This window comes from Mesorhizobium sp. WSM4810 (assembly GCF_055811235.1).
This window is the reverse complement of record NZ_JBVVQV010000015.1, coordinates 115543-139788: the sequence shown is the minus strand read 5'-3', so window position 1 is coordinate 139788 and position 24246 is coordinate 115543. Positions and strand designations below refer to the sequence as shown.

Here is a 24246-nt window from a genome sequence, read left to right as displayed (position 1 = left end):
GAAGCGCACGCTGTGCGGCCGGTTCAGTCCCGGCGCGCAAGGATCCAGTCGGTCGCCGCCGCGAGATCGGCGACGGTTGCGGTCGGGCGCGGATCAAACCGTTTCTCGTCGCCGTGCCGGTATTTGCCGGTCCTCACCAGCAATGCGCCCGACAGTCCGGCGCTTAGCGCGCCAGCTATGTCGGCCTCGGCGTCGTCGCCGACCATGATCGCCTGGTCTGGCGGACAGTCCATGCTTGCCAGCGCCGACAGAAAGAATTCCGACGACGGCTTGCCGAGAACGTTTGCGCGTTTCAGCGAGGCAAATTCCAATGCCGCGACGAATGGCCCGGCATCGAGGCTGAGCTCGCCGTCGGCATCCCGAAACGTCCGGTTGGTGGCAAGGGCCAGCAATTCGGCCCCGGCGCTCAGCTCGCGGAACGCGTCATTCAACGCCGCATAGGTGAAGGCGTCTCCGGCATCGCCGACGATGACGGCGCGCTTGTCGCGATCCGGCAGTTCGCAAAAGTCCGGCGCAAGGCCGGGGTGAATCAGCAAATATGGCGCTCGGCCATTGCGAAGCAGCCAATCGCGTGCAGCGTGCGCCGGGGTGAAAACATCTGCCCTGGTAACGGTGAGTCCCATCGCCTGCAGACGTTCGAGAACGCTCTGTTTCGACGAGCGCGTGGTATTGCTTATGAAGCGTATGGCCAAGCCGGCCTGGCGCAAACGCGTGACGGCGTCGATCCCGCCTGGTATGGCGGTCTCGCCATCATAGATGACGCCTGCGAGGTCCAGCAGTACACCTCTTGTCATCGGTCCAGCATGACCACGAGTCTGTCAGGCGTCAAATCCGGAACAGGCCATGGTTGTTCCCCTTGGATCAGGGGGCAGGCACATGCGATAGCCGAGATCACTGCCACCATCCGGGGAGGGCCGTTCGTGCGGCTTGGGCCAGCGTCGCGATCGCCTCGTCGGGAACCGAGCTGTAGGGCCAGAGCAGTCGCGGGCCAAGCGGCGCCCAGCCGCCGGCCGCCGCCATCGCTTTGTCGAGCGCCGCATCGCTGACGTCATAGCGAGCGCGAAAGGGCAGTACGTGGGTGGCGAGAAAGGCCTGGATGCGCGTCTCGACCTCGGCAGCGGCCGCCACGTCGGTGCGGATCGTCTGCCACCACATTACCGCGCCCTTAGGGCTAAGACAGGCGACGTTGGAGTAGCTGCCATGCGCTCCCTGGGCAAATCCCGTCGCCAGCGTATGGCCGGGCACGAAGACCGAAAATCCCGGCAGTTCGCGGCGCATGTCGGCGTACCAACCGGCGTCGCCGCCCGGCAATTTGGCGCCGACCAGCGACGGCACCGCTGCACGCAGCCTGGCGATGGCTTCGAGCGTCAGGCGGCGCTTGGCATGCGGTGGATTGTAGAGCACCAGCGGCATGTCGGGCGCGGTCTCGCAAAGGCCGCCGACGAAGCGCATGACCTCGCCGTCGCTGGGCGGCCACCAGTCGGGCAAGGTGAATTGCACCGCGGCCGGACGAATCGCCGACACCCGCATCAGCCGCTCGCGTGCGACGCGCGGATTGGACTGGCTGATGCCGATCTGGAAGGGCAGGCGCGCGCGGCCGGCAATCGCGGCCACCAGGGCGCAAAGCCGGTCGAACTCGGGCTCGGTCTGGCAGTGGAATTCGCAGGCCGTGCCGTTGGAATAGATGCCGTCGACGCCTGATGCGCAGAGCCGGGCGATCGTTTCCTCCGTCGCTTCCCAGTCGATTGCCCCGCGATCGTCGATGGCCAGCATCACCGCGCCCCAGACGCCGCGCGGCGCGTCTGCGGGCAAGTGGCTCGGGTGATCGTCGAGCTCAGGGCGCATCGGCGATCTCGTGCTCGCGGCGCGTTTCGTTCGACGCAAAGGCGGCCTCGATAATGGCGATGATCTTGCGGCCATAGGCGCCGTCGACCGGCACCGGCTTGTCGTCGGCAATGGCATCGCGCATCGCGCTCCATTCGCGCACCAGCGCGGCATGCATCCAGTTCGGCTCGAACGAGCCGGGCAGGTCGGTCCAGGCCGTGTCGCGGCCAAGCATCGTGCCGCGGTCCATGTCGATGCGCAGCGTTGCCTGCTCGCAGACCAGGTCCATGACGTAGCCGGCCGCGCCATTGCGATAGCCGACGCTCTGCACCTGGCCGAGCCCGCCGCCGGCGAAGCGCAGTCCGAGCAGGGCGGTGTCGTCGGCTTCCTGATCATGGGACATGGCGCCAAGCATGGCGCTCACCGACACGACGTCGTCATCCATGAGCCAGACGAGGCGGTCGAGCGCATGGATGCCGGCCGTCAACAGCATGCCGCCGCCGGTGGCCTTGCGCAGATGCCAGTCGCGGCGATTGTGCTCCATCCACAGCTTGATGATCCAGCTCGATCCGACGAGCGGCCGGCCGAGCGTTCCTTGCTCAAGCATTTGCCTGGCCGCCATGCAAGGCAGCGCGAAATGCATGAGATGGGCGACCATCAGCTTGACGCCAGCAGCGGCCACGGCGGCGTTGATCGCATCGCAGGCCGCCGCCGTCGGCGCCATCGGTTTTTCCAGCATGACGTGCTTGCCGGCGTTCGCCGCGCCGATGGCCATTTCGGCATGGAGATGGTGAGGACTGGCGATGAGGACTGCCTCGACATCCTTGTCGTCGAGCAGCTTGCGCCAGTCGGTGTAGCCGCGACCACCATGTTCGCTGGTGAAGGCGGCCAGGGCATCGTTATTCCCGCGGCACGATGCGACGAGATGCAGGCCCTGCACCTGCTTGATTGCCCTTGCATGGGCGGCGCCGAAATCGCCCGCTCCGATAATGCCTATTCCAATCATCGTCCTGCCTTTTCATACGCGGCGTCGATCAGCGACATCGCCGCAACATAGTCATCGACCGAAGTCGCCGGCGGCGCTTTTCGAGCCAGCCGGTCGAGCGTGTCGCTCATGCACAGGCGGTAGCGCGTCGCCGGCAATTCGATCGGCAATTCGATGATAGCGCCATCGTCGAGCGTCGCACAGAAGGCGCGCTCGCCATAGTCGATGAGGGTCGCATTCTCACTGACGATACGCCATTCGAAATCGCCGCCGGGGCGCATCGAAGCAAAAGTGTATCCGGCCTCGACGACGAACAACGCTCCGGCAGCGTCTTCCAGCACAAGCAGCGCATGGTCCTCGACCGGGGCGCGGTGAATGCGGTTCTCGATCGAAACGGTTTTTAGCCTGAGCGCGCCGGTTGCCAGGCCGAGCGCGGCATTGACGCCGTGTATGCCGAGGTTCCTCAGCGCGCCGCCGCCAATGATCGCCGGATCCACCACCCAGGCGACGCCGTCGGCCGCATAGCGCTGCGGCGGGCCATTAACCAGCCGGAACTGGCAATGCGCAACCGCACCGGCACGGCCTTGGCTGCGCAGCCGTTCAAAGGCAGTGGCGGCCGGCCCAAAGCGGTTGGGCAGGGGAACGCTGACAAAGGCCTGGTGCTGCCTCGCCAGCTCGCTGAGCGCGGCCAACCCTGCGGTGCTGCTGGCCGCCGGCTTTTCCAGGATCAGCGGTATGCCGGCTTCGATCACGGCACGGGCCCGCGCCGGCACCGTCGAAGGGTGTCCCATCAGCAGGATCGCGTCCGGCGGGCCGGAGAGGATTTTCGCAAAATCGGCGATGAACGGCAAATGATGGCGCGTCGCGAAGGCGCGCGCATGCTGCGCGTCCTCATCCCAAATGCCGGCAATCTCGGCGCCGCAAAAACGTGCAGCGTCGAGATGCATTTCGGCGTGCCAATGGCTTGAGCCGGCCAGGACGACTTTCATTCAGCGTGTAATCCTCTCGCTTGCAGGATATCCTACAAGTCGCTATGCTACAAGCATCGACCGCTTTGCGACGCGCCAGCGGCCGCAATTGCAGCGGCGCTGGGAGAAAAATGCCGGAACCCAAGTTGAGCTCGGAACCCAAGTTGAACCCGGACCAAAAAGCGATCGAACCGCTGGCCCGACCGCCGCTGCTTCACGTCAGCGTGCAGGAAAGCCTGAGGAAATATATCCAGAGCAACCAGCTCAAGGCGGGCGACCCCTTGCCTCCGGAGACCTTCCTGGCGCAGCGGCTCGGCGTCGGCCGCAACTCGGTGCGCGAAGCGATCAAGGCGCTGGAGTCGATCGGCATTCTGGAGACGCGTCGCGGCATTGGCGTGTTCGTCAAGGAATTCTCGTTCAAGCCGTTGCTGGATAATCTGGCATACGGCCTGCAGGATTCGCTGCGCGACGTCGAGGAACTGCGCGAGATCCGCCGTGTCCTTGAAACCGGCCTGATCGCAAAAACCATCGAGATGATCAGCGCCGAAGACATCGCCGCGCTGCGCCAGCTGACCGAAAGCATGCGGCGGCGCGCCGAGCGCCAGGAGAGCTTTGCCGAAGAGGACCAACAATTCCATCAGTTGCTGTTCCGCTGCCAGAACAATCACATGTTGAGCGCGCTGATCGACATCTTCTGGGTGGCGTTCAACAAGGCCTCGAATTTCACCAGCCTCGACAATCCGACGCCGCTGGCGACCTGGCGCGACCATCACGAGATCGTCGAGGCGGTCGCCGCCAAGGACGTCGACCGGGCGCGCGAGCGCCTCGACGACCACTACACGGGTATTCAGCAAGTGATCGCCAAAAACCGGATTACCTGACCCAACGCCGAACTACCTGACAATGCCAAGGGAGGAAACCATGCGCATCAGAACTATAGCTCGTCATCTGGCCATCACCGGGCTGCTGCTCGGCGGCATTAGCCTTGCCACCAGCGTCCAGGCACAGGGCGCCAAGACCATCACCGGAGGCTTCGATGTCGGCCCCGGCGGCTTTCCCAAGAACTTCAATCCGTTGGCTGCGACCGGCGGCTTTACCTGGCTCAGCACCTATTTTGAACCGCTGGTCATCTACAACGCCGAACTGACCGAACTCGAAGGCGATCTGGCCAAGGACTACAAGGTCAGCGACGACAAGCTGACCTACACGTTCAACCTTGCCCAGGAGAGCTGGCACGACGGCAAGCCGTTCACATCCAAGGACGTCAAGTTCACGCTTGAGCTCGCCAGGAACAAGGCCTCCGGCAGCCTGTTTGCCGCGCGCCTCGGCGACATCGCGTCGGTCGACGCGCCGGACGATCGCACCGTGGTCGTCAAATTGTCGAAGCCCAACGGCTCCTTCCTGTCGATTCTCTCGCAGGTGATGATCCTGCCGGAGCATGCCCTGGCCGCGATGCCGCCGGAAACGCTGGCCACGAGCACCTGGTGGTCCACGACGCCGGTCGGCACCGGCCCCTTCAAGTTCAAGCGCTATGTCAGCGATCAATATGTCGAACTGGCCGCGGATGACGACTATCGCGGCGGCAAGCCGAAGGTCGACGTGCTCATCAACAGGTATTTCGAGAACCCGGCGGCGGCCGTTGCGGCGCTGCGCGCCGGCGAAATCCAGTTCACCTATGTCGAGCCCGACGACGCGGTAACCTTCAAGAGCGACAGCAATTTCAAGGTGATCGAGGGCGCCTCCTATGTGGTCAACTACATCGGCCTCAACCAGAAGGTCGAGCTCTTTAAGGATGTTCGCGTGCGCCAGGCGATCATGTACGCGATCGATCGCAATGCCATCATCGAGAGCCTCTATGGCGGCGCGGCCAAACCGGCCAATTGCGGCTACGTCGCGCCGCACCTGCTTCCCGAAGGTCTCGAACCCTATGCCTATGATCCGGCCAAGGCCAAGGCTCTGCTTGCCGAGGCGGGCTGGGACAAGATCAACGGCGACAAGCCGATCACCTTGCTGACCTATTACGGCTCGCCGCAAGCCGCCAACGTGATGGCTGCCATCCAGTCGATGCTGGCCGAGGTCGGGATCAATGTGGTGCCGCGCGTCGTCGATACGCCGACTTATAACGGCATCGTCTACAAGGAAGGCACGCCGGACTGGAACGCGTTTGCGATGGTCTATGCCGGCCTGCAGAACGGTCCCAATCCGGCCGGCATCAGCCCGGGTCTCAACAAGTCCCAGATTCCGCCGGCAGGCTTCAACACCATGCGCATCGAGTTCGATGATCTCAGCGCCGCGTTGGACGCTGCGCTCGCCCAGACCGATCCGGCCAAGATCGATCAATCCTGGCAGCAAGTCTGCAAGGCGATGAACAAGGATCTGCCCTGGGCGACATTATGGGTGGCCAACCGCTATGGCGTAGCCTCCAACAAGCTACGTGACTTTGTCTGGACGCCGGCGCCGGGCGGCGGTCCTTATGCGGCTCACCCGGAACGCTGGGACATCCAGTAAAACGGCTGGCGGGCCATTCCGGCCCGCCAATGATACGGGCCGGCACGATGCCGGCTCCGCTCACCATCGCCACGGACAGCCAATGCTGAGTTTCATTGCCCGCCGCAGCGCTACAGGACTGTTGATGCTGGTCGCCCTGAGCGTCCTCATCTTCATCCTTCTGCGGCTGGCGCCCGGCGATCCGATCGATGCCTATATCAATCCGTCCAGCCCGATGTCGGCTTCCGACCTCGAAGTCCTGCGCGACCGGCTTGGGCTCGACCAGCCGCTTCCCGTGCAATACCTCGCCTGGCTTCGCGCTGCGCTCGGCGGCGACTTCGGCTATTCGATCCAGCGCAGCGGCGTTGGCGTGCTGCCGCTGGTCATGGAGCGCATCGGCCCGACCGCGCTGTTGATGGGCACCGGCCTGGCCATCGCCATCGTGCTCGGCATTTCCGCCGGCATCTTCAGCGCCGTCCGCCGTAACACGCTGCCCGACATCGCGCTGTCGGTGGTTTCCTTCGTCGGCATCTCCAGCCCGGCGTTTCTGACGGCACTTCTGGGACTGTACTTTTTCTCGGTGCTGCTGCGCTGGGCGCCATCAGGCGGCATGCAGACCGCCGGCGCGCCTTTTTCTGTAGCGGACGTGCTCGCGCACCTGGTCCTGCCCGCCTGCCTGCTGTCCATCGGACACGCCGCGCTGATCATGCGCTACATGCGCGCGTCGCTGCTGGAAGTGCTCAACCAGGACTATGTGCGGACCGCACGTGCCAAGGGCGTGCGCGAATTCTGGGTGATCATCAAGCATGCAACCCGCAATGCGCTTTTACCGGTCATCACCCTGATCGGGTCGACGGTCGGCATAGCGATCGGCGGCGCCATCTTCCTCGAAAGCGTGTTCAACTGGCCGGGCATGGGCCTGCTGCTGGTCAACGCCGTCGGCACAAGGGACTACCCGGTGATCATGGGCGCCACTCTGGTAATCGGCATCTGCGTCATTCTGGTCAATCTCCTGACCGATATCGTCTATGCCGTCGTCGACCCGCGCATCCAGGTGTCGTGATGACGATCACCGCACCAGCTCCGACAAACGACCCGACAGCCGGGCCGCAAACCAAGGGACCGCTTCGCCGCGCGCTCGGCCGGTTCTTTGAAAATCGTGCGGCGCGCGCCGGTCTGCTTATCGTCGTCCCCATTCTGCTGGCGGTCTCGACCTATTCCCTGTGGTGGCCGTTCAGCCCCAACGCCATCGATCTCAGGGCGATCAACAAGGGGCCGTCCGCCATTCATTGGCTCGGCAGCGACGGCGTCGGCCGCGACGTCATGGCCCGGCTGCTGCAGGGCGGACGGATCTCGCTGCTGGTCGCCGTCTGCTCGGTCGCCATCTCGATCGTCATCGGCTTCCTGGTCGGCGCTGTCGCCAGCTTCGGCGGGCGCCTTGTCGACGGCACGGTGATGCGCTTCGTCGACCTCGCCATGACGCTGCCGCCGGTGATCTTCCTGCTCGTGCTCGCTTCGATCGCCGGCACCGGCATCGCGCCGACCATCCTGGTGATCTCGCTGCTCTCCTGGCCGGTGCTGTCGCGCATGGTGCGCGCCCGGCTGCTCGAGCTGCGCGAGCGTGACTTCGTCGTCGCCGCCCGTGGCATGGGGGCGGGGCTGCCGCATCTCCTGTTCCGCCACGGCCTGCCGAACTGCATCGACATTCTAGTCGTCTACGCCACGCTGCAGATCGCCAATGCCATTCTGCTCGAAGCCGGCCTTTCCTTCCTCGGCCTCGGCATCGCACCGCCCGAAGCCAGTTGGGGCAACATGCTCAATCTCGCCCGCTCCACCGTGGTGCTCGAGCAATACCCCTGGCAATGGATGTTTCCCGGCGCCTTACTCGTGCTCACCGTGCTGGCCATCAACTTCATCGGCGATGGCCTGCGCGATGCATTCGACCCTCGTTCCGATCTCAACTGACCTGAAGGTTTTTGAAAAAATGCCCCTGTTTACCGGTGTCGTGCCACCCGTCGTCACCCCACTCCATTCCGATCTCAGTGTCGATTTTGCGTCGTTCACGCGGACCATCGAAAACCTGCTCGACGGCGGCGTTCACGGCCTGTTCGTGCTCGGCTCGACCAGCGAGGTGGTCTTCCATGACGAGGCCGGTCGCCGGGCCATCATCGAGCACGCGGTCAAGGTCAACAATGGCCGCGTTCCGATCTTCGCCGGGGTCATCGACCCGACAACCGATCGCGTCATCAACCACGCCCTGATCGCCAGATCGGCCGGCGCTGACGCAGTCGTGGTCACCGCGCCGTTCTATGCCCGCACCAGCCAGCCCGAGATCGGCGATCACTTCCGCTACATCAAGGACGCAGTCGACATCCCGATCATCGCCTACGACATCCCGGTCTGCGTCCATGTCAAGCTGGAGCGCCAGACCACCGTCGGCCTTGCCAGCGAGGGCGTTATCGCCGGCATCAAGGATTCCAGCGGTGACGACGGCAATCTGCGTTATGTGCTCAAGGACATGGCCAACGACCCGAATTTTTTCGGCATGACCGGGTCCGAGATCCTGGTCGACAGCGTGCTTGCCATGGGCGCGCATGGGGTCGTGCCGGGCCTCGCCAATGTCGACCCGCACGGCTACGTCAGCCTGTGGAACCTGATGCAGGCGGGTCAGCACGCCGAGGCCCGCCTAGAGCAGGAGCGGCTGTTGAAGCTGTTCGAGATCGTCTGGATCTCGCTCGGCAGGACGAGCGCCGGCTCGGCCGGGGTCGGTGCCTTCAAGACCGCGATGAGGAGCCTCGGCATCATTGCCTCCAACACCATGGCGCGGCCGCAACGCAGCCTGAACGACGAGGAAGGCGCAAAGGTCGACATCATCCTTCGCGACGTCGGCTTGCTGCGCTGACCGTGGACGCTCCGATCCTCTCGATTTCCGGTCTGCGAGCGGTGTTCCGTATCGCCGGACGCGACATTGCCGCCGTGCAGGACGTCGACCTGATGATAGGTTCGGGCGAGACGGTTGCGCTGGTCGGCGAGTCGGGATCGGGCAAGTCGGTCACCAGCCTGTCGATCATCGGCCTGCTGCCGAAGAAGGTCGGACGCATTGCCGAGGGCTCGATCGCGCTGCGGCGCAGGGACGGCACGGTCACCGAACTGACCGGCCTCGATCCCGAGTCGCTGCGCAAGGTGCGCGGCAACGATATCGGCATGGTGTTCCAGGAGCCGATGACCAGCCTCAATCCGGTCTACAGCATCGGCGAACAGATCGCCGAGCCGATCCGCATCCATCTCGGCAGATCGCACCGTGATGCGGCCACTGATGCCGTGCGGCTGCTGGCTCAGGTCGGAATTCCCGACCCTGATCGGCGGGCGCGGCAATACCCGCATGAGCTGTCGGGAGGGATGCGCCAGCGCGCCACCATCGCCATGGCCTTGTCGTGCGATCCGACCTTGTTGATCGCCGACGAGCCGACCACCGCCCTCGACGTCACCATCCAGGCCCAGATTCTCGACCTGCTGGCCGCGCTGCAGGCGCAACGCGGCATGGGCATTCTATTCGTCACGCACAATCTCGGCGTCGTTGCCGAGATCGCCGACCGGGTCGCGGTGATGTATGCCGGGCGCATCGTGGAATCGGGTCCGGTGAGCGAGGTGTTCAACCGTCCGCGTCATCCCTATACCGCCGGGCTGATGCGTTCGGTGCCGCGGCTTGGCCAAGCCACCACGCTCAAGGCAGCAGGAACGCCGCTGCCGACCATCGCCGGCAATGTTCCATCGCTTGCCTTGCTGCCCAAGGGCTGCTCTTTCGCGCCGCGTTGCGCCCTGGCTGTCGATGCCTGCCGCACTGCTGTACCGCCATTGCTCGCGGCGACGTCGACCCAGCAAAGCCGCTGTTTGCGCTGGGAGGATCTCTGACAGTGGACGATCCCTTCCTTTCAGTCAGGAACCTGACCAAACATTTTGCGCCGACGGCGTTCTCGCGCGGTCCTGTCGTCAGGGCGCTGGACGATATTTCCTTCGACATCGCGCGCGGCCAGGTGGTCGGCCTCGTCGGCGAATCCGGGTCTGGCAAGACCACGATTGGCCGCTCGGTGCTGCGTCTCATCGAGCCGACGTCCGGCGAAATAAGGTTTGACGGCGTCGATATCACCAAGCTGAGCGCCGGGCCTCTGGCTCGCCAGCGCCGCAAGATGCAGTATATTTTCCAGGATCCGTTCGCCAGCCTGTCGCCGCGCATGACCATCGGTCAGATCCTGACCGAAGGCCTCGATATTCAGGGCATCGGCAGCAGGCGCGAGCGGCGGGCGAAGGCTGAGAAGGCGCTTGCTGCTGTTGAGTTGCCAGTCGATGCCTACGATCGCTACGCCCACGAATTTTCGGGCGGGCAGCGCCAGCGCATCGGTATCGCCCGGGCGCTTACGCTCGAACCCGAATTCATCGTCGCCGACGAGCCGGTCTCTGCCCTCGATGTCTCCATTCAGGCGCAGATCATCAATCTTTTGCGCGACCTGCAGGTCCGGCTCGGCCTGACCATGCTGTTCATTTCGCATGACCTGGCCGTCGTCGAATATATCTGCGACACGGTGATCGTTCTCTACCTCGGCCGCATCATGGAAGTCGCGCCTGCTGCCGCGCTCTATGCCCGGCCGCAGCATCCCTATACGCGCGCGCTGCTCTCGGCCATTCCGTCGCTCGACCCGCTGGCCAGGCAAGGCCGGCAGGTGCTGAAGGGCGACATTCCAAGCCCGGCAAATCCGCCGACCGGGTGTGTTTTCCGAACCCGCTGCCCGGTTGCCCTCGACGCTTGCGCCGGCATCGTCCCGCCATTACGGGCAACAACGTCCGATGGCCATTTGAAGGCCTGCATTCGCGACGACATCGCTTGAGACAAGACCCGACAAGGCGATTTACTTCGCGTGCTGTCTGAGAGACTCTCCGAAGGAAGGCGAAGAACCGGCCGCCAGCTTGCTGCCCAGAAAAGCCCCCGCCAAGCTCAACCGCCTCAATCCCGAGAGATCGATTTCCGAAGCTTCTCGAAAACCAACAGCTTGCTTTTGCGCACGCCGTCTTCAAGCAGGCTTCCGTTTGCCAGGTGCGCGGCGATGGCGCTGGCCAGCGCGCAACCCGTCCCGCGCATCGATCCGCCAAGACGCGGCGCATCGAAGCGGATGGGCTCTTGATCGGCGCGCAGCAGGATGTCCGTCGATCGACACCCCGCGGCGTGGCCGCCCTTGATCAGCAGGGCCTGCAATCCGGCGGTGAGCAATTTCTGACCTTGTTGCAATGCGCCGTCCTCGTCGATGGCCAGGTCTGAGCCGGCAAGGACAGCCAGTTCGATGAGGTTGGGTGTGACGAGACGGCAAAGCGGGATGAGTTCATGCTTCAGGACGCCGATAGCGCCTGTGTCCAGAAGCGGCCAACCCGAAGAAGAGACCAGCACCGGGTCGATGACTGCCGGTATCTGTGGGTTTTGGCGCAGCACATCCGCGACGGCGACGATGGTTTGCTCCGTCGCGAGCATGCCGATTTTGATCGCCCCGACCGCATTGGCTTGCAGCGCGGCACGCATCTGATCGGCCACCAGACCGGGTTGCAAATTGTGGATTTGCGTGACGGCTTCATGCGTCTGCACCGTCACGGTGGTAATGGCAAGGCAGGTGCGCAAGTCGAGGGCGGAGATCGTCTCAATGTCGCGGACTATGCCGGCGCCGCCGCTGGAGTCCGAGCCGCCGACGACAAGCACATGCGGTTCGCGCCTCAACGCCATCGGCTCGTCTTTTCGATCCACTGGCGCGTTCGCGCTTCCGGATCGGCATCCAATGTGATGTCGGTCATTACCGCGGCGCTGTCCGCACCGGCACCGAAGACGCCCTCGATCCGGTCGGGATTGAGGCCGCCAATCGCGACCAGAGGTGTCGGCGCGATCCGGCGCTTCCATTCGTCAAGCCGTTCGAGCCCCTGCGGCGCCCATTTCATCTGTTTCAGGATGGTCGGATAGACTGGGCCGAGCGCGATATAGTTCGGTCTGGCGGCAAGGGCTGTTTCGAGTTCGAGATGGTCGTGCGTGCTGAGGCCGAGACGGAGACCCGCAGCCCTTATCCGGGTAAGGTCCGCCGCTTGCAGATCTTCCTGTCCGAGATGAATGAAATCGCAGTCCTCCTCGATCGCCAGCCGCCAGAAGTCATTGATGATGAGCTGGCATTTGTAACGGGCGCACAAGGCCTTCGCCTTACGGATCTCGGCGCGCAACGCAGCCTCGTCGAGGTTCTTGACGCGAAGCTGCACCAGCCTGACGCCGAGCGGCGCCAGCCTTTCAATCCAGGCGGCGCTGTCGACGATCAGATAAAAAGGATCGAGTTTCATTGAAAGACTGCCCGGCCAATTGTCGGCGTCGATGGGACGGCGAGGTCGCGCGGCTCGAGCAGGCCCGAGCGATACGCCTCACGGCCGGCATCGACCGCCTTGCCGAACGCGCGCGCCATGCCGATCGGATCGGCGGCCTTGGCCACTGCCGTGTTGAGGAGCACCGCGTCGAAGCCGAGTTCCATCACGAGAGCCGCGTGAGATGGGCGGCCGAGGCCCGCATCCACGATCAGCGGGACATCCGGGAAATGGCCGCGCATCGAGCGGAGCGCGGTGATATTTACCGGTCCAAGCGCAGAACCGATCGGCGCGCACCAGGGCATGAGCACCCTGCATCCGGCTTCCAGCAATCGCTCGGCGACGACGAGATCGTCCGTCGTGTAAGGAAATACAGCAAAGCCGTCGTCGCACAAGATTCGCGCGGCCTCGACCAAGCCGAAGACGTCAGGCTGCAGCGTGTCATGATTGCCGATCACCTCGAGCTTGATCCAGTTCGTGCCGAAGACCTCGCGCGCCATATTTGCGGTCGTGACGGCTTCCTTGACGGAGTGACAACCGGCGGTGTTGGGTAGGACATGCAGCCGCAGCGATTGGATAAGCGACCAGAATTTCTCGCCACCCTTGCCGCCGGCCATTTCGCGGCGCAATGAGACGGTCACCGCGGACGCGCAGGATGCCTTGACCGCATCGGCAAGAATGGCGGGCGAGGGGTACTGTGCGGTGCCGAGAAGCAGGCGCGACGGAAGCTTGGTTCCGTAAAGCTCGATCACGTTGCTAACCTCCTTGCATGGGTGAGAGGATTTCGATCCGGTCGCCGTCCTTCAGCTGGAACAGCGCCCGCTCAGTCGCGTGCACAACCTCGCTGTTCACTGCCGTTGCAAGCCAGTTGCCTTCGTAGTCGAGCGCCGCGAGAAGCTCCGCCAGGGTGGCGGCGGTGATCTCATGCGCTTCGCCGTTGACCGTCAGTTTCATCAGCAAGTTCCACCGGTTTGTCAGAATCGAAAACAAGGTCGGCCGCCCGACGCGCCATGGCGGGGGCCAGAAGGAAACCATGGCGGTAGAGCCCGTTGATCGCGACGGTCCTGCCATGCGCTTCGACGCGCGGCAGGTTGTCGGAAAACGCCGGGCGAATGCCGACGCCCGTCTCAACGATCGCGGCCTCGCCGAAGGCGGGATGAACCGAATAGGCGGCGTTCAGGAGTTCCATTATCGCCCGCACCGTGACCGGCTCCGTGGACAGACTCTCGACCATCGTTGCACCCGCCATGAAATGATGGTCGGCGCGCGGCGCCAGATAGAGCGGCAAACGCGGGTGCAGCAGCCTGACCGGGCGCGACAGCGAGATGTCCGGTGTACGCAGGATCAGCATCTCGCCGCGAACGCCGCGAAGCCTTTCATCGCTGGACGCCATTCCTATGCAGTCGATCTCGCGGTCGAATCCCGTCATGTGCAGGGCGTCCATTCCGAAGCGGAACTCGACGCCGCTTCCGGCGAGTTTTTCATGCAGCGCCGCCATTGCACGGCGTGGGTCGAGATGGGCTTCGCCCGGGAAGAACAGCCCGCGACGGAAGCGGTCGGCGAGATCGGGTTCCAGGAGCGCGATTTCGTCTTCGTCGATCCGCCGATGACCCGACGTGCGGCTTGCAAACCGGTCGAGTTCGCCCGCATCCCGCGGCGTTGCCAGAACGAGCGTTCCGGCCCGCGTGACATGACCCGGCAGGACCGCATCCCACCAGTCGGCGGCATCGCGTCCGAGATCCAGCACCGGCTGCTCGGCGCTTTCGCGCTCGCACCAGGGCGCCAGCATGCCGCCGGCCATCCATGATGCGTTGCCGCCAAGGCCATGCCGGGTCTCGGCAATGGTTACCGCAGCACCGCGGGCGGCGAGTTCGAAGGCGGCGGTGAGGCCGGCGACGCCAGCCCCTTTGACCAGCAGCCTCATGACGGCTCCGGCATCTTCGGCATGGGCGGTTCGCCGTCCACCGGCATATAAAGATTGCCGCCCTCGCGGTACTTCGCGGCCATCGCCGCCATGCCCTCTTTCTGTGCCTCGGCCCGAATGTCGTGGGAGATGCGCATCGAGCAGAATTTCGGCCCGCACATCGAGCAGAAATGCGCCAGCTTGTGCGCCTCCTTCGGCAAAGTCTCGTCGTGGAAGGAGCGCGCGGTTTCGGGGTCGAGCGACAGGTTGAACTGGTCTTCCCAACGAAACTCGAAGCGTGCGCGGGAAAGGGCGTCATCCCTGACCTTCGCCGTCGGATGACCCTTGGCGAGATCGGCGGCGTGCGCGGCTATCTTGTAGGTGACGACGCCCGTTTTGACGTCGTTGCGGTCGGGGAGACCGAGATGCTCCTTGGGCGTGACATAGCAGAGCATCGCCGTGCCGTACCAGCCGATCATTGCCGCGCCGATGCCTGAGGTGATGTGGTCGTAGCCGGGTGCGATGTCGGTGGTCAGCGGCCCAAGCGTGTAGAAGGGCGCCTCGCCGCAGACTTCGAGCTGCCTGTCCATGTTCTCCTTGATCTTGTGCATCGGAACATGGCCCGGCCCCTCGATCATGACCTGGCAATCCTTGGCCCAGGCGACCTTTGTCAACTCGCCGAGCGTTTCCAGTTCGGCGAACTGCGCCGCGTCGTTGGCGTCGGCGATCGAGCCGGGACGAAGGCCGTCGCCGAGCGAGAACGACACGTCGTAAGCGCGGCAGATGTCGCAGATTTCCTCGAAATGCTCGTAGAGGAAGCTTTCGCGGTGATGATGCAGGCACCACTTGGCCATGATGGAGCCGCCGCGCGACACGATGCCGGTGACCCGGTCGACCGTCAGCGGGATGTAGTGCAGCCGCACACCGGCATGGATGGTGAAATAGTCGACGCCCTGTTCGGCCTGTTCGATCAGCGTATCGCGGTAGATTTCCCAGGTCAGGTCCTCGGCGATCCCTCCGACCTTCTCAAGCGCCTGGTAGAGCGGCACGGTTCCGATCGGCACAGGCGAATTGCGGACGATCCATTCGCGGATGTTGTGGATGTTGCGACCGGTCGACAGGTCCATGACGGTGTCGGCCCCCCAGCGGATCGCCCAGACCATTTTTTCGACCTCTTCGGCCATCGACGAGGTGACGGCTGAATTGCCGATATTGGCATTGATCTTGACCAGGAAATTGCGGCCGATGATCATCGGCTCGCTCTCCGGGTGGTTGATGTTGGCTGGAATGATAGCCCGTCCGCGCGCTATCTCGTCGCGCACGAATTCCGGCGTGACGAAGTCCGGGATCGCCGCGCCGAAAGAGTTGCCGTCGCGCTGCATCCCGCCGCGTAAGCTCTCGCGGCCGAGATTCTCGCGAATGGCGACGAACTCCATTTCGGGGGTGATGATCCCGGCGCGCGCATAGGCAAGCTGCGTCACCGCTTGGCCCGTTTTTGCCTTTAGCGGCCGGTGGCGCACGGGAAATTCCGGCGTCAGGCGCTCACCTGACGCAAAGCCGTTGTCCTCCGGCCTGACACTGCGGGCATCGTGGAATTCGACGTCGCCGCGCACCGTCACCCATTCATTGCGAAACCTGGCGAGGCCCTTTTCGATGCTGGTTTCGACAGTCGGGTCCGTATAGGGGCCGGACGGATCGTAAACGGTGACAGGCGGTTCGCCTGCCGTCGGATGGACGGCGATTTCCCGCATCGGCACCCTGATCTGCGGGTGAATCAGGCCGGGTTTGTGGATTTTCCTTGAGGCGGGCAGCGGTCCCGTCGACACGGCGGGGGAAATGGCATTCATTTTGAGGCTCCTTTGCTCATGCATTGGAGACCCAGTTCTGTGCCGGAAGGATGAAAAGACGCTTCTGCCTGCCTGCTTACAGGTTTTCGGGCATGGACTCCCCCAAAGCGCTTGCACCGTCCCTACGCCAGTATGAACTGGATCAGGTTCAACGGGTCACTGCGCCGCGAAAGCCAGCAGTATCTCAGCCCCTTGCCGGGACCCCCCTGGTGAATGGGTCAAATTGAGCGGGCGATCGCCATTTTGTCAAGCGCATTCGGCCCATCAATCGGCAACGCTTGCTGGGCGCGCGCGGACGAACTATTGAGCCTGCGTTAGCCATTTGGGCTGCGGCACCGCCTGCAGCAGGCTTTGCGTATAGTCGTGGCGAGGCGCCCCGAACAGCGCCGCGGTTTGGCCTTCCTCGACAATCCTTCCGTCTTTCATGACCATGATCCGGTCGGCGAAATGGCGCACGATCGGCAGGTCGTGGGTGATGAAGATATAGGAGAGGCCGAGCCTCGTCCTGAGGTCGGCCAGAAGGTCGATCACCTGCGCCTGGATAGAGACGTCGAGCGCCGAAACCGCCTCGTCGCAGACGATCAGTTCCGGCTCGCTGGCAAGCGCGCGCGCAATGGCGATGCGCTGCCGCTGGCCGCCGGAAAACTGATGCGGGTAGCGCTCGGCGTGCTCCGGCAGCAGCCCCACCAGTTCCAGGAGCTCTGCCACGCGAGCCTTCCACCTGTCCTTCGGCAGGATATCGCGGTGGATCACCCAGGGCTCGGAAATGATCGAATAAACGCGCATGCGCGGATTCATCGATCCGTATGGGTCCTGGAAGACCATCTGGACCTTGCGCCGAAACGCCATGAGGCGCTTTCCATTCATGTCGAAGATGTTCTCACCGGCAAAGACCGCGCTGCCGGCGCTTGGCGCGTTCAGCCCCAACAGCATGCGCGCGACGCTCGATTTGCCGGAGCCGGACTCGCCGACGATGCCGAGCGTTTCTCCTCTCCTGACCTCGAAGCTTATGTCGTCCACCGCCTTGAACGTCCGCTTGCTGCTAAAAGCTCCGGAAGCAAGCTCATAGTGCTTGGTGAGATGTTCCACCTTGAGCAGCGTCTCGCCGGCGATCGCCGTCGAACGCCTGTTCGGCGCCTCCGCTGCGTTGCCGTGGGGCAGGGCGGCGATGAGGCGGCGCGTATAGGGGTGCTGCGGATTGCTGAAGACCTCCTTGGCGATGCCTGTCTCGACGACCTTGCCGCCGTTCATGACGATGATCCGGTCCGCCATGGACGCGGCGACTTCGAGGTCGTGGGTGATCATGATCAACGCCATGCCGGTTTCGCGCTGGAGATCGCGCAGCAGATCGAGGATCTGCGCTTGCACGCTGACGTCCAGGGCAGTCGTCGGCTCATCGGCGATCAGGATGTCCGGTTTCAACGCGATCGCCATGGCAATCATCACGCGCTGGCGCTGTCCGCCCGAGAACTGATGCGGATAGAAGTCGACGCGGTTTTGCGGCTCTGGAATGCCGACGCGCCGAAGCAGTTCTATCGTCTTGGCGCGTGCGCCCTTGCCGCTCTCTGCGCCGTGGCTCTCATAGACCTCCTCGATCTGGCGCCCCACCGTGTAGACCGGGTTCAAATAGGCGAGCGGATCCTGAAAGATCATCGCAATCCTGCGGCCGTTGATGCTTCGGCGCGCCTCGGCACCGAGGCCTGACAGTTCGACGCCATCGAAGAGGCAGGAGCCGGCCACGATGTCGCCTGGCGGACAGTCGATGAGATCCATCACCGTGCTGGTGCTGACGCTCTTACCCGAACCGCTTTCGCCGAGGATCACCAGCGTCTCGCCACGGCTGACGTGGAAAGAGACATCGTCGACGGCGCGTATCGGTTCATCGTCCGAAAGAAAATCGACGGTCAGACACTCCACCTTGAGAATGGTCGCGTTGCTCATCGGGCAGCTTTTCGCAATGTCTGAAGGCGCCAGCGTTGCTGCGGATCGGCGACGGTGCGGGCCCAGTTCGAGAGGATGTTGAGCGACAGCGTCGTCAGCATGATTGCAAGGCCCGGCCAGAATGCGATCCACCAGGCGGTGGCGAGATAGCCGCGGCCGTTTGCGACCATTGCGCCCCAGGTGAAGTCGGGTGGCTGAATGCCGAGGCCAAGGAAACTCAGCGCCGATTCCGACAAAATGACGGTCGCGAAATCAATGGCTGAAATCGTCACCAATGTCGGCAGGACCAGGGGGGCGATGTGCCGGATGATGATCCGGGCCGGCTTCGCGCCCATGGCTCGCGCCGCGCTGACGAACATGCGCTCGCGCAACTCCAGCACTTCCGCGCGCGCCGTTCTGAGGTAGATCGGCATGCGCGTCACGGCGAGAACGATCACCAGGTTGGTGATGCTCGGACCCAGCGTGTAGAGCACGATGAGCGCCAGCAGCAGCGAGGGAAAGCTCATGACGACATCGGCGAGGCGCAGGATGAGATGGCTGTACCAGCGCTCCGAATAGCCCGCTATCAGGCCCAGCGTTCCACCGACCAGCATCGACGCGAACACCGCCGCCGCGGCAATGCCGAATGTGTTCTGCGCGCCGACAATCAGCCTGGCCAGGATGGGCCGGCCGAGGGTGTCGGCGCCAAGGACGTAGATCCAGCCACTGGCCAGCGAGAACGGGGCAAGATTGCGCTGGCGCAGGCCCAGCCGCGAAGCGGCATCGCCCACCAGCCACGGGCCGAGGACCGCAGCGAGCACGACGATCACCAGGAAAATGGCGGCGGCGAGCGCAAGCCTGTCGCGCTTCAAATAGGCGAAAAGCACGCGGCCGCTGCCTGGAACGGCCGCCGGCTTGATGTCGGGGGTGATGATCGTCATGGCTCAGTACCGGATGCGCGGATCGAGAACCGCGTAGAGGAGGTCGATCGCGATGTTCAGGATGAAGATGGCGGTTGCCGTCACCAGGATGGTCGACTGGACGACGGCAAAATCGCGCTGGATGATCGAATCGATCATCAACTTGCCGATGCCGGGCCAGCCGAATATCGACTCCACGACGACGGCGCCGTTGACGAGGCTGGTCGCCAGGTCGCCGGCGACCGTGACGACGGGCAGCAGCGAGTTGCGAAGCGCATGGCCGAAGATGATCTTCTGCCGCGGCAGGCCCTTGGCCCTTGCGGTCTTGATGTATGGAGAGGCAAGCGCCGACAGCATGGTTCCGCGCACAACCTGCACCAGGAGACCGAAAGGGCGAAGCATCAGCACGAAGGTCGGCATGATCCAGTGGACCCAGGTGCCGGTGCCCGATGTCGGCAAAAGCCCGAGCCCCACGGCGAAGACAAGGATGCCGACGATGGCGACCCAGAAATCCGGCGCGCTTGCGCCGGCCAGCGAGACGAGGCTGGCGATACGGTCGAAGATGCTGCCTGGCCACGCGGCCGCCAGCGAGCCGACAAGGATTGCCAAGGCGGTCGACAGCGTGATCGCGACGACGGCCAGCTTCAGCGTTTCCGGGAACGCCTCGAGCGCGACCTGCATCGCCGAGCGGTTCTGGCGCAGCGATTCACCGAAATCCAGCTGCAGCAGATCGCGCAGATATCCCAGAAACTGCCAATGGATCGGCTGATCGAGGCCGTTCAACCGCGCGAACGCGGCCCGAGCTTCTGCAGTCGAGTCCAGAGGCAGGTACAAGGCGGAAGGATCGCCGGTGAGCCGTGTCAGGAAAAAAACCAAGGTCAAAAGACCGATGACCGACAGGATGCTGTGCGACGCCCGGCGTCCAAGATAGATTATCATTTCGGATGCCCTTCGGCGGATATCGACGGAGGCAGCGGGTCAGGGGGCGCAGGGCGACGACCGCCTGGCACCCCCGTATCGCTCAGTCTTTGATGGCGATATTGGCCAGCGGTATTTCGCTGTTGGTGGTGATATCGGGCTTCCATTCCAGCCTGGTGCCAACCCGGGTGTAGCCGATCATGTGGAACATCGGGATGTCCGCCACCACTTCGTTGCGGGCCTTGCCGAAAATCGCCTTAAAGCTGTTGGTGCGGGCTTCGCCGGTCGCCGCCAGTGCCTCGTCTATCTGCTTGTCGAATGCCGGATCGGCCAAGGTCGAGTAGCTGCCACTCGATCGATAGAAGATCGGCACCGTGAAGGCCGCATCGCCCTTGTTGTTGTCATGCATCATCTGCAGGAGATTGGGGCCTCGCTCCGCCGGGAACGGCTTTTGCAGATAGCGCAGCCAGTCGGCGACATCGAGCATGGTAAGCTTGACGTTGAGACCGGCGTCCTGCCACATCGTCATCATCGCCTCCATCGCTTCGGCGCCGTTCGGATAGATGCCGTTTCGCCCGATGAGCTTGATCTCGGTGTCGACCGCGACACCCGCCGCGCGCGCCTCTTCGATGAGCTTTTTCGCCTCTTCCGGATCATACGACCAAGGCTCGAGCGCATCGTCATGGCCGTTGATCCCGGAGACGACCATCTGCGACGCACGCTTGACGTCGTCGCCGAACAGCTGCGCAAGGCCCTCCCAGTCGATCGCCAGGTTGAGCGCCTTGCGCACGCGCAGGTCGTCGAGCGGCGGCTCGGCGGCATCGATGCGGATGGCAGTGGTTTCGGAGTTCAGGTAGGCGAAATCCGTCTCCGGATTGCTGGCGTCCTGGATGGCAATCGACGGTGTCAGGTCGGCTTCCCCGGTTTCCACCATGGCGGCTCGAATCGAGGATTCGGGTCGCCAGACATAGGTTGCCTTGGTGATCTGCGGCTTGTTGCCCCAATAGCCGTCGAATGCGTCCAGCACCACGGTCTGCGGGGAAAAGGTCGACAGCGTGAACGGGCCGGTGCCGACCGGATCGTTCACCGCCTGGTCGACCGGCGTCTTCGGCGAGACGATCATGACCACGCTCAACAGCGTCGGCATGATGGGCTCGGGCCTGTCCGACTTTATTTCGACGGTCAGCTTGTCGACCGGCGTCAGCGTCAGTTTGGCATCGCCGAATTTCGCAATGTTGCTGCAGGTAAGCTTGCCGCTGATCATCCGGTTGATGGAGAAGACGACCGCATCCGCATTGAGTTCGGTTCCGTCCTGGAAGTTGACGCCCTCGCGCAGCTTGATCCGCCAGGTGGTCGGGTCCACGCTGGTCCACTCCGTCGCCAGTTTCGGCTGGGGCTGTCCGCTGACCGGATCGATGACGGTCAACGATTCAACCACGTTTTGGCTGAGTATCTGGCCGACATTGGTGATGATGGTGCCGCAGGGCTCCAGATTGGCCGGCTGCTCCGGCAGGACGATACGGATCTCCTGCGCCGCTTCCTGTGCGACGGCCGATGGCGCGGCAGCGGTCATCAATACGACAGCTGCAATCGCATGAATGCTTCTGTTCATGTCACTCCTCCCTTTGAGCTTCCGTTTGGGATCTTCCGTTTTTGGCTGGCGCACGAGACGATCCTCCTCATCCCGTGCGGCCGACAATTTGCCGATCTCGCGGCAGCTAGGCGGCGATCTTCTCGATCAGTCCGCGCAGCACGTCTTTCTCCTGCGGCTTCAGATCGGTCAGCGGCGGCCGAAGCGGGCCGGGTGTCCGTCCGATGAGCTCGACGCCGGCCTTGATGATCGACACCGGATAACCTTGCTCGCGATCGCGCAAAGCCGCGAAGGGGAAGAAGAAGCTGTGGAGGATTTCTTCCATCACAGCGCGATCACCTGTCCGCATCGCCCTGTAGAAGCGCTGGGCCAATTCCGGCACGAAGTTGAAGACCGCGGAGGAATAAGTCGTCACGCCGGCGCCGTTGAAGCCCTCGGCGAAAAGCTCATGCGTGGGCATGCCACCGATGTAGCAGAGCCGATCGCCGAGCTTTGCAGTGACGTGGCGGACAAGATCTATCTTGCCTGTGCCGTCCTTGAACCCGATGAGGTTTGGGCACGCGTCAGCAAGGCGGGCAACGGTGTCGGCATTGGCGACCGAGTTCGCACGGTTGTAGATGATGACGCCGAGGCCGGTGGACTGGCACACGGCTTTGACATGCCGAAAAATCCCTTCTTGCGAGGCCTCCATCAGATAGTGGGGCAGAAGCAGGAGACCGTCGGCTCCCGCAGCCTCGGCGCGGCGGGCGATTTCCGTGGCGAGCGCCGTGCCGTAGCCGCAGCCGGCGATGATCGGCACGTCTCCCGAGGCATCCTTGGCCGCGCGGGTAACGTCGGCGACCTCTTCCGGCGACAGGGAGAAGAATTCACCGGTGCCGCCGGCCGCGAACAGGGCAGCGGCACCGAACCCCGACAGCCATTCGACATGCGCGCGATAGCTTTCGAGATTGAGGCTGAAATCCTCGTTGAAATGCGTGACCGGAAACGACAGCAGCCCTGAAGCGACACGCGACTTGATTTCATCTGGCGACAAAGGAACTCATCCCACAAATTAATATGATGTCATCTAGATTCATATGATGAGTATCCAGACGAGTCAACCGCCGGTGTTGTCCTGATTTGTCGGGCGCCGGATGGTCAGGGCGCGATAGCGCTTTATCCCGGTCACCAAATGGCGGCGCATCGCCTCACGCGCCTTTTCCGGGTCGCGGGCGAGGATTGCATCGGCGATTTCCCTGTGCTCCTGCAGAATCGGATGGTCGCGATTGGGCAAGGGGTCGACGCCGCCCATCATCGTCTTGAACTTCACCCGCGGGATCATCCGCCGGCCGACATGTTCGAGGAAGGCCTTGAACCTGGCGTTATTGGTTGCGGCGGCGATCGCCATGTGGAACTGGAAGTCGGCATCGTCCGTGGGTTGCCCTTGCGCCATGAGGTCGGCGAACCTTTCGACCTGGGCCTCGATTTCGGCCTCTTGCGCCGGCGAGCTGCGGGCGGCGGCAAGACCGGCTGCCTCGACTTCGATGCCGATGCGCAGCTCGAGCTCTTCGATGATGTCCGAGATCTTGTTCGTTTCGTCGGTGAACAGCTTCAATCCCTCGTCGACGGGTTTCGCGCCGAGAACGAAGACGCCGGCGCCTTGCCGCGATTCCACCAGTCCGTCGGCGCGAAGCGCGGCAATGGCCTCCCGGACCACGGTGCGGCTGAACCCGAACCGGTCGATCAGCGCGGGTTCTGTCGGCAATTTATCGCCAGGCGCATAAAAGCCGGCTTCGATCTGGTCGCGCAGCGCATCGGCAACTTGAGAGACGAACGACCGCCGGGACGTTCGATGTTCGGCCTGCTGCATGGGTCCTCCCAACTTTGCCGGATCTGAGGATTCATACTCCCAGTGCGGGCCAAAAGCGAGGTCATCATATGAAAATTCGTCGTTCGATGTCTCGAACTTCTTAAGGTCATCATATGGCTTTTGTGCTCAGTGTCGGCCATCAATTCGCCCGTCGTGCTGGGCACGGCGATCAGCGAAATCCACGCAGTAGCAGCTTTCAGGCTGCGGCCGGCAGGTGATCGCGGACCCACCTGACGATCTGTCCCGCCGTCATTGCGCCGGATGTGCGCGCAACCTCCCGTCCGCCGTGGAAGATGATCATGGTCGGAATGCCGCGGATGCCGAGCCTGGCTGCAACGGCCTGCTCATTGTCGGAATTGAGCTTGATCAGTCGAACATGCGGCTCCAGTTCGTTGGCTGCCGCTTCATAGGCCGGCGCCATCATCTTGCACGGGCCGCACCATGGTGCCCATATGTCGACGACGACGGGGAGGCTGCTTCGCGTGACCTGGCGATCGAAACTCTGTGCATCGACGTCTGCCGGATGACCCGAGAACAGCCTGGAGCCGCACTTTCCGCATTTCGCGTCCCCGGCATCGCCTGCCGGCGGCAGGCGATTGACCCCGCCGCATTTGCCGCAAACCACCAGTTTTTCCTGCGTCATTCCCATTTACCCG

24 protein-coding genes and 1 riboswitch are annotated in these 24246 nt (G+C 63.5%); of the genes, 7 read left to right on the top strand and 17 right to left on the bottom strand.

Annotation, left to right across the window (positions count from 1 at the left end; all coding sequences use genetic code 11):
• Positions 1–23: 23 nt before the first annotated feature.
• The 4 genes from AC0L3O_RS21620 to AC0L3O_RS21605 all read right to left on the bottom strand — a co-directional run bounded on the left by AC0L3O_RS21620 (position 24) and on the right by AC0L3O_RS21605 (position 3798).
• Positions 24–794 carry a TIGR01458 family HAD-type hydrolase gene (locus AC0L3O_RS21620; protein ID WP_473535188.1) on the bottom strand — a complete coding sequence of 257 codons (771 nt, stop codon included), beginning with the start codon at positions 792–794 and terminating at the stop codon, positions 24–26.
• A 97-nt stretch (positions 795–891) separates the two neighbouring features.
• Positions 892–1845 carry a dihydrodipicolinate synthase family protein gene (locus tag AC0L3O_RS21615; RefSeq protein ID WP_473535189.1) on the bottom strand — a complete coding sequence of 318 codons (954 nt, stop codon included), beginning with the start codon at positions 1843–1845 and terminating at the stop codon, positions 892–894.
• A complete protein-coding gene (locus AC0L3O_RS21610; protein WP_128167993.1) occupies positions 1835–2830 on the bottom strand; it encodes a Gfo/Idh/MocA family protein in 996 nt (331 codons plus the stop codon). Before AC0L3O_RS21610 ends, AC0L3O_RS21615 begins: the two co-directional genes overlap by 11 nt.
• Positions 2827–3798, bottom strand: a complete 972-nt coding sequence (locus AC0L3O_RS21605; RefSeq protein WP_473535190.1) for a Gfo/Idh/MocA family protein — start codon at positions 3796–3798, stop codon at positions 2827–2829. Before AC0L3O_RS21605 ends, AC0L3O_RS21610 begins: the two co-directional genes overlap by 4 nt.
• A 110-nt stretch (positions 3799–3908) precedes the next feature.
• Here AC0L3O_RS21605 and AC0L3O_RS21600 point away from each other — a divergent pair, with 110 nt between their 5' ends.
• The 7 genes from AC0L3O_RS21600 to AC0L3O_RS21570 all read left to right on the top strand — a co-directional run bounded on the left by AC0L3O_RS21600 (position 3909) and on the right by AC0L3O_RS21570 (position 11147).
• Positions 3909–4658: a FadR/GntR family transcriptional regulator gene (locus AC0L3O_RS21600; RefSeq protein ID WP_473616539.1), complete on the top strand. Its 750-nt coding sequence runs from the start codon at positions 3909–3911 to the stop codon at positions 4656–4658.
• 40 nt (positions 4659–4698) lie between these two features.
• The gene (locus tag AC0L3O_RS21595) at positions 4699–6285 is read left to right on the top strand and encodes an ABC transporter substrate-binding protein (protein ID WP_473535192.1); all 1587 of its coding nucleotides are present in this window, start codon (positions 4699–4701) and stop codon (positions 6283–6285) included.
• An 82-nt stretch (positions 6286–6367) separates the two neighbouring features.
• Entirely contained in the window at positions 6368–7327 is a 960-nt protein-coding gene (locus AC0L3O_RS21590; protein ID WP_027154064.1) for an ABC transporter permease, read from the top strand.
• A complete protein-coding gene (locus AC0L3O_RS21585; RefSeq protein WP_473535194.1) occupies positions 7327–8229 on the top strand; it encodes an ABC transporter permease in 903 nt (300 codons plus the stop codon). The genes AC0L3O_RS21590 and AC0L3O_RS21585 overlap by 1 nt, the downstream gene beginning before the upstream one ends.
• 19 nt (positions 8230–8248) lie before the next feature.
• Positions 8249–9166 (top strand): dihydrodipicolinate synthase family protein, encoded by a 918-nt coding sequence (locus AC0L3O_RS21580; RefSeq protein ID WP_473535195.1) that lies wholly within the window; start codon positions 8249–8251, stop codon positions 9164–9166.
• A 2-nt stretch (positions 9167–9168) separates the two neighbouring features.
• Entirely contained in the window at positions 9169–10176 is a 1008-nt protein-coding gene (locus tag AC0L3O_RS21575) for an ABC transporter ATP-binding protein (RefSeq protein WP_473535196.1), read from the top strand.
• Between the two features lie 2 nt (positions 10177–10178).
• Complete coding sequence (locus tag AC0L3O_RS21570; protein WP_473535197.1) at positions 10179–11147, top strand: ABC transporter ATP-binding protein; 969 nt, start codon at positions 10179–10181, stop codon at positions 11145–11147.
• A 116-nt stretch (positions 11148–11263) separates the two neighbouring features.
• Here AC0L3O_RS21570 and AC0L3O_RS21565 read toward each other — a convergent pair whose 3' ends face one another.
• From AC0L3O_RS21565 to trxC, 13 genes are all read right to left on the bottom strand, one after another.
• Positions 11264–12028 (bottom strand): hydroxymethylpyrimidine/phosphomethylpyrimidine kinase, encoded by a 765-nt coding sequence (locus tag AC0L3O_RS21565; protein ID WP_128172630.1) that lies wholly within the window; start codon positions 12026–12028, stop codon positions 11264–11266.
• Positions 12019–12624 carry a thiamine phosphate synthase gene (locus AC0L3O_RS21560; RefSeq protein WP_473535198.1) on the bottom strand — a complete coding sequence of 202 codons (606 nt, stop codon included), beginning with the start codon at positions 12622–12624 and terminating at the stop codon, positions 12019–12021. The genes AC0L3O_RS21565 and AC0L3O_RS21560 overlap by 10 nt, the downstream gene beginning before the upstream one ends.
• Positions 12621–13394: a thiazole synthase gene (locus tag AC0L3O_RS21555; RefSeq protein ID WP_128172631.1), complete on the bottom strand. Its 774-nt coding sequence runs from the start codon at positions 13392–13394 to the stop codon at positions 12621–12623. Before AC0L3O_RS21555 ends, AC0L3O_RS21560 begins: the two co-directional genes overlap by 4 nt.
• A 4-nt stretch (positions 13395–13398) precedes the next feature.
• The gene (gene thiS, locus AC0L3O_RS21550; protein WP_128168003.1) at positions 13399–13596 is read right to left on the bottom strand and encodes a sulfur carrier protein ThiS; all 198 of its coding nucleotides are present in this window, start codon (positions 13594–13596) and stop codon (positions 13399–13401) included.
• Complete coding sequence (gene thiO, locus AC0L3O_RS21545) at positions 13565–14566, bottom strand: glycine oxidase ThiO (RefSeq protein WP_473535199.1); 1002 nt, start codon at positions 14564–14566, stop codon at positions 13565–13567. The genes thiS and thiO overlap by 32 nt, the downstream gene beginning before the upstream one ends.
• On the bottom strand, positions 14563–16392 hold the full coding sequence (gene thiC / locus AC0L3O_RS21540; RefSeq protein WP_473535200.1) for a phosphomethylpyrimidine synthase ThiC: 1830 nt from the start codon (positions 16390–16392) through the stop codon (positions 14563–14565). The genes thiO and thiC overlap by 4 nt, the downstream gene beginning before the upstream one ends.
• A gap of 101 nt (positions 16393–16493) precedes the next feature.
• Positions 16494–16610: riboswitch (TPP riboswitch) on the bottom strand.
• Between the two features lie 82 nt (positions 16611–16692).
• Complete coding sequence (locus AC0L3O_RS21535; RefSeq protein WP_473530751.1) at positions 16693–18333, bottom strand: ABC transporter ATP-binding protein; 1641 nt, start codon at positions 18331–18333, stop codon at positions 16693–16695.
• Positions 18330–19253: an ABC transporter permease gene (locus AC0L3O_RS21530; protein WP_128168007.1), complete on the bottom strand. Its 924-nt coding sequence runs from the start codon at positions 19251–19253 to the stop codon at positions 18330–18332. Before AC0L3O_RS21530 ends, AC0L3O_RS21535 begins: the two co-directional genes overlap by 4 nt.
• A gap of 3 nt (positions 19254–19256) precedes the next feature.
• Positions 19257–20171, bottom strand: a complete 915-nt coding sequence (locus AC0L3O_RS21525) for an ABC transporter permease (protein ID WP_128168008.1) — start codon at positions 20169–20171, stop codon at positions 19257–19259.
• Positions 20172–20253: 82 nt separating this feature from the next.
• Positions 20254–21762, bottom strand: a complete 1509-nt coding sequence (locus AC0L3O_RS21520) for an ABC transporter substrate-binding protein (RefSeq protein WP_473535201.1) — start codon at positions 21760–21762, stop codon at positions 20254–20256.
• 106 nt (positions 21763–21868) lie between these two features.
• Positions 21869–22774 (bottom strand): 5-dehydro-4-deoxyglucarate dehydratase, encoded by a 906-nt coding sequence (gene kdgD, locus AC0L3O_RS21515; protein WP_473535202.1) that lies wholly within the window; start codon positions 22772–22774, stop codon positions 21869–21871.
• A 63-nt stretch (positions 22775–22837) separates the two neighbouring features.
• Positions 22838–23590 (bottom strand): FadR/GntR family transcriptional regulator, encoded by a 753-nt coding sequence (locus tag AC0L3O_RS21510; RefSeq protein ID WP_473535203.1) that lies wholly within the window; start codon positions 23588–23590, stop codon positions 22838–22840.
• A 196-nt stretch (positions 23591–23786) separates the two neighbouring features.
• Complete coding sequence (gene trxC / locus AC0L3O_RS21505) at positions 23787–24233, bottom strand: thioredoxin TrxC (RefSeq protein ID WP_473535275.1); 447 nt, start codon at positions 24231–24233, stop codon at positions 23787–23789.
• Between the last annotated feature and the right edge of the window lie 13 nt (positions 24234–24246).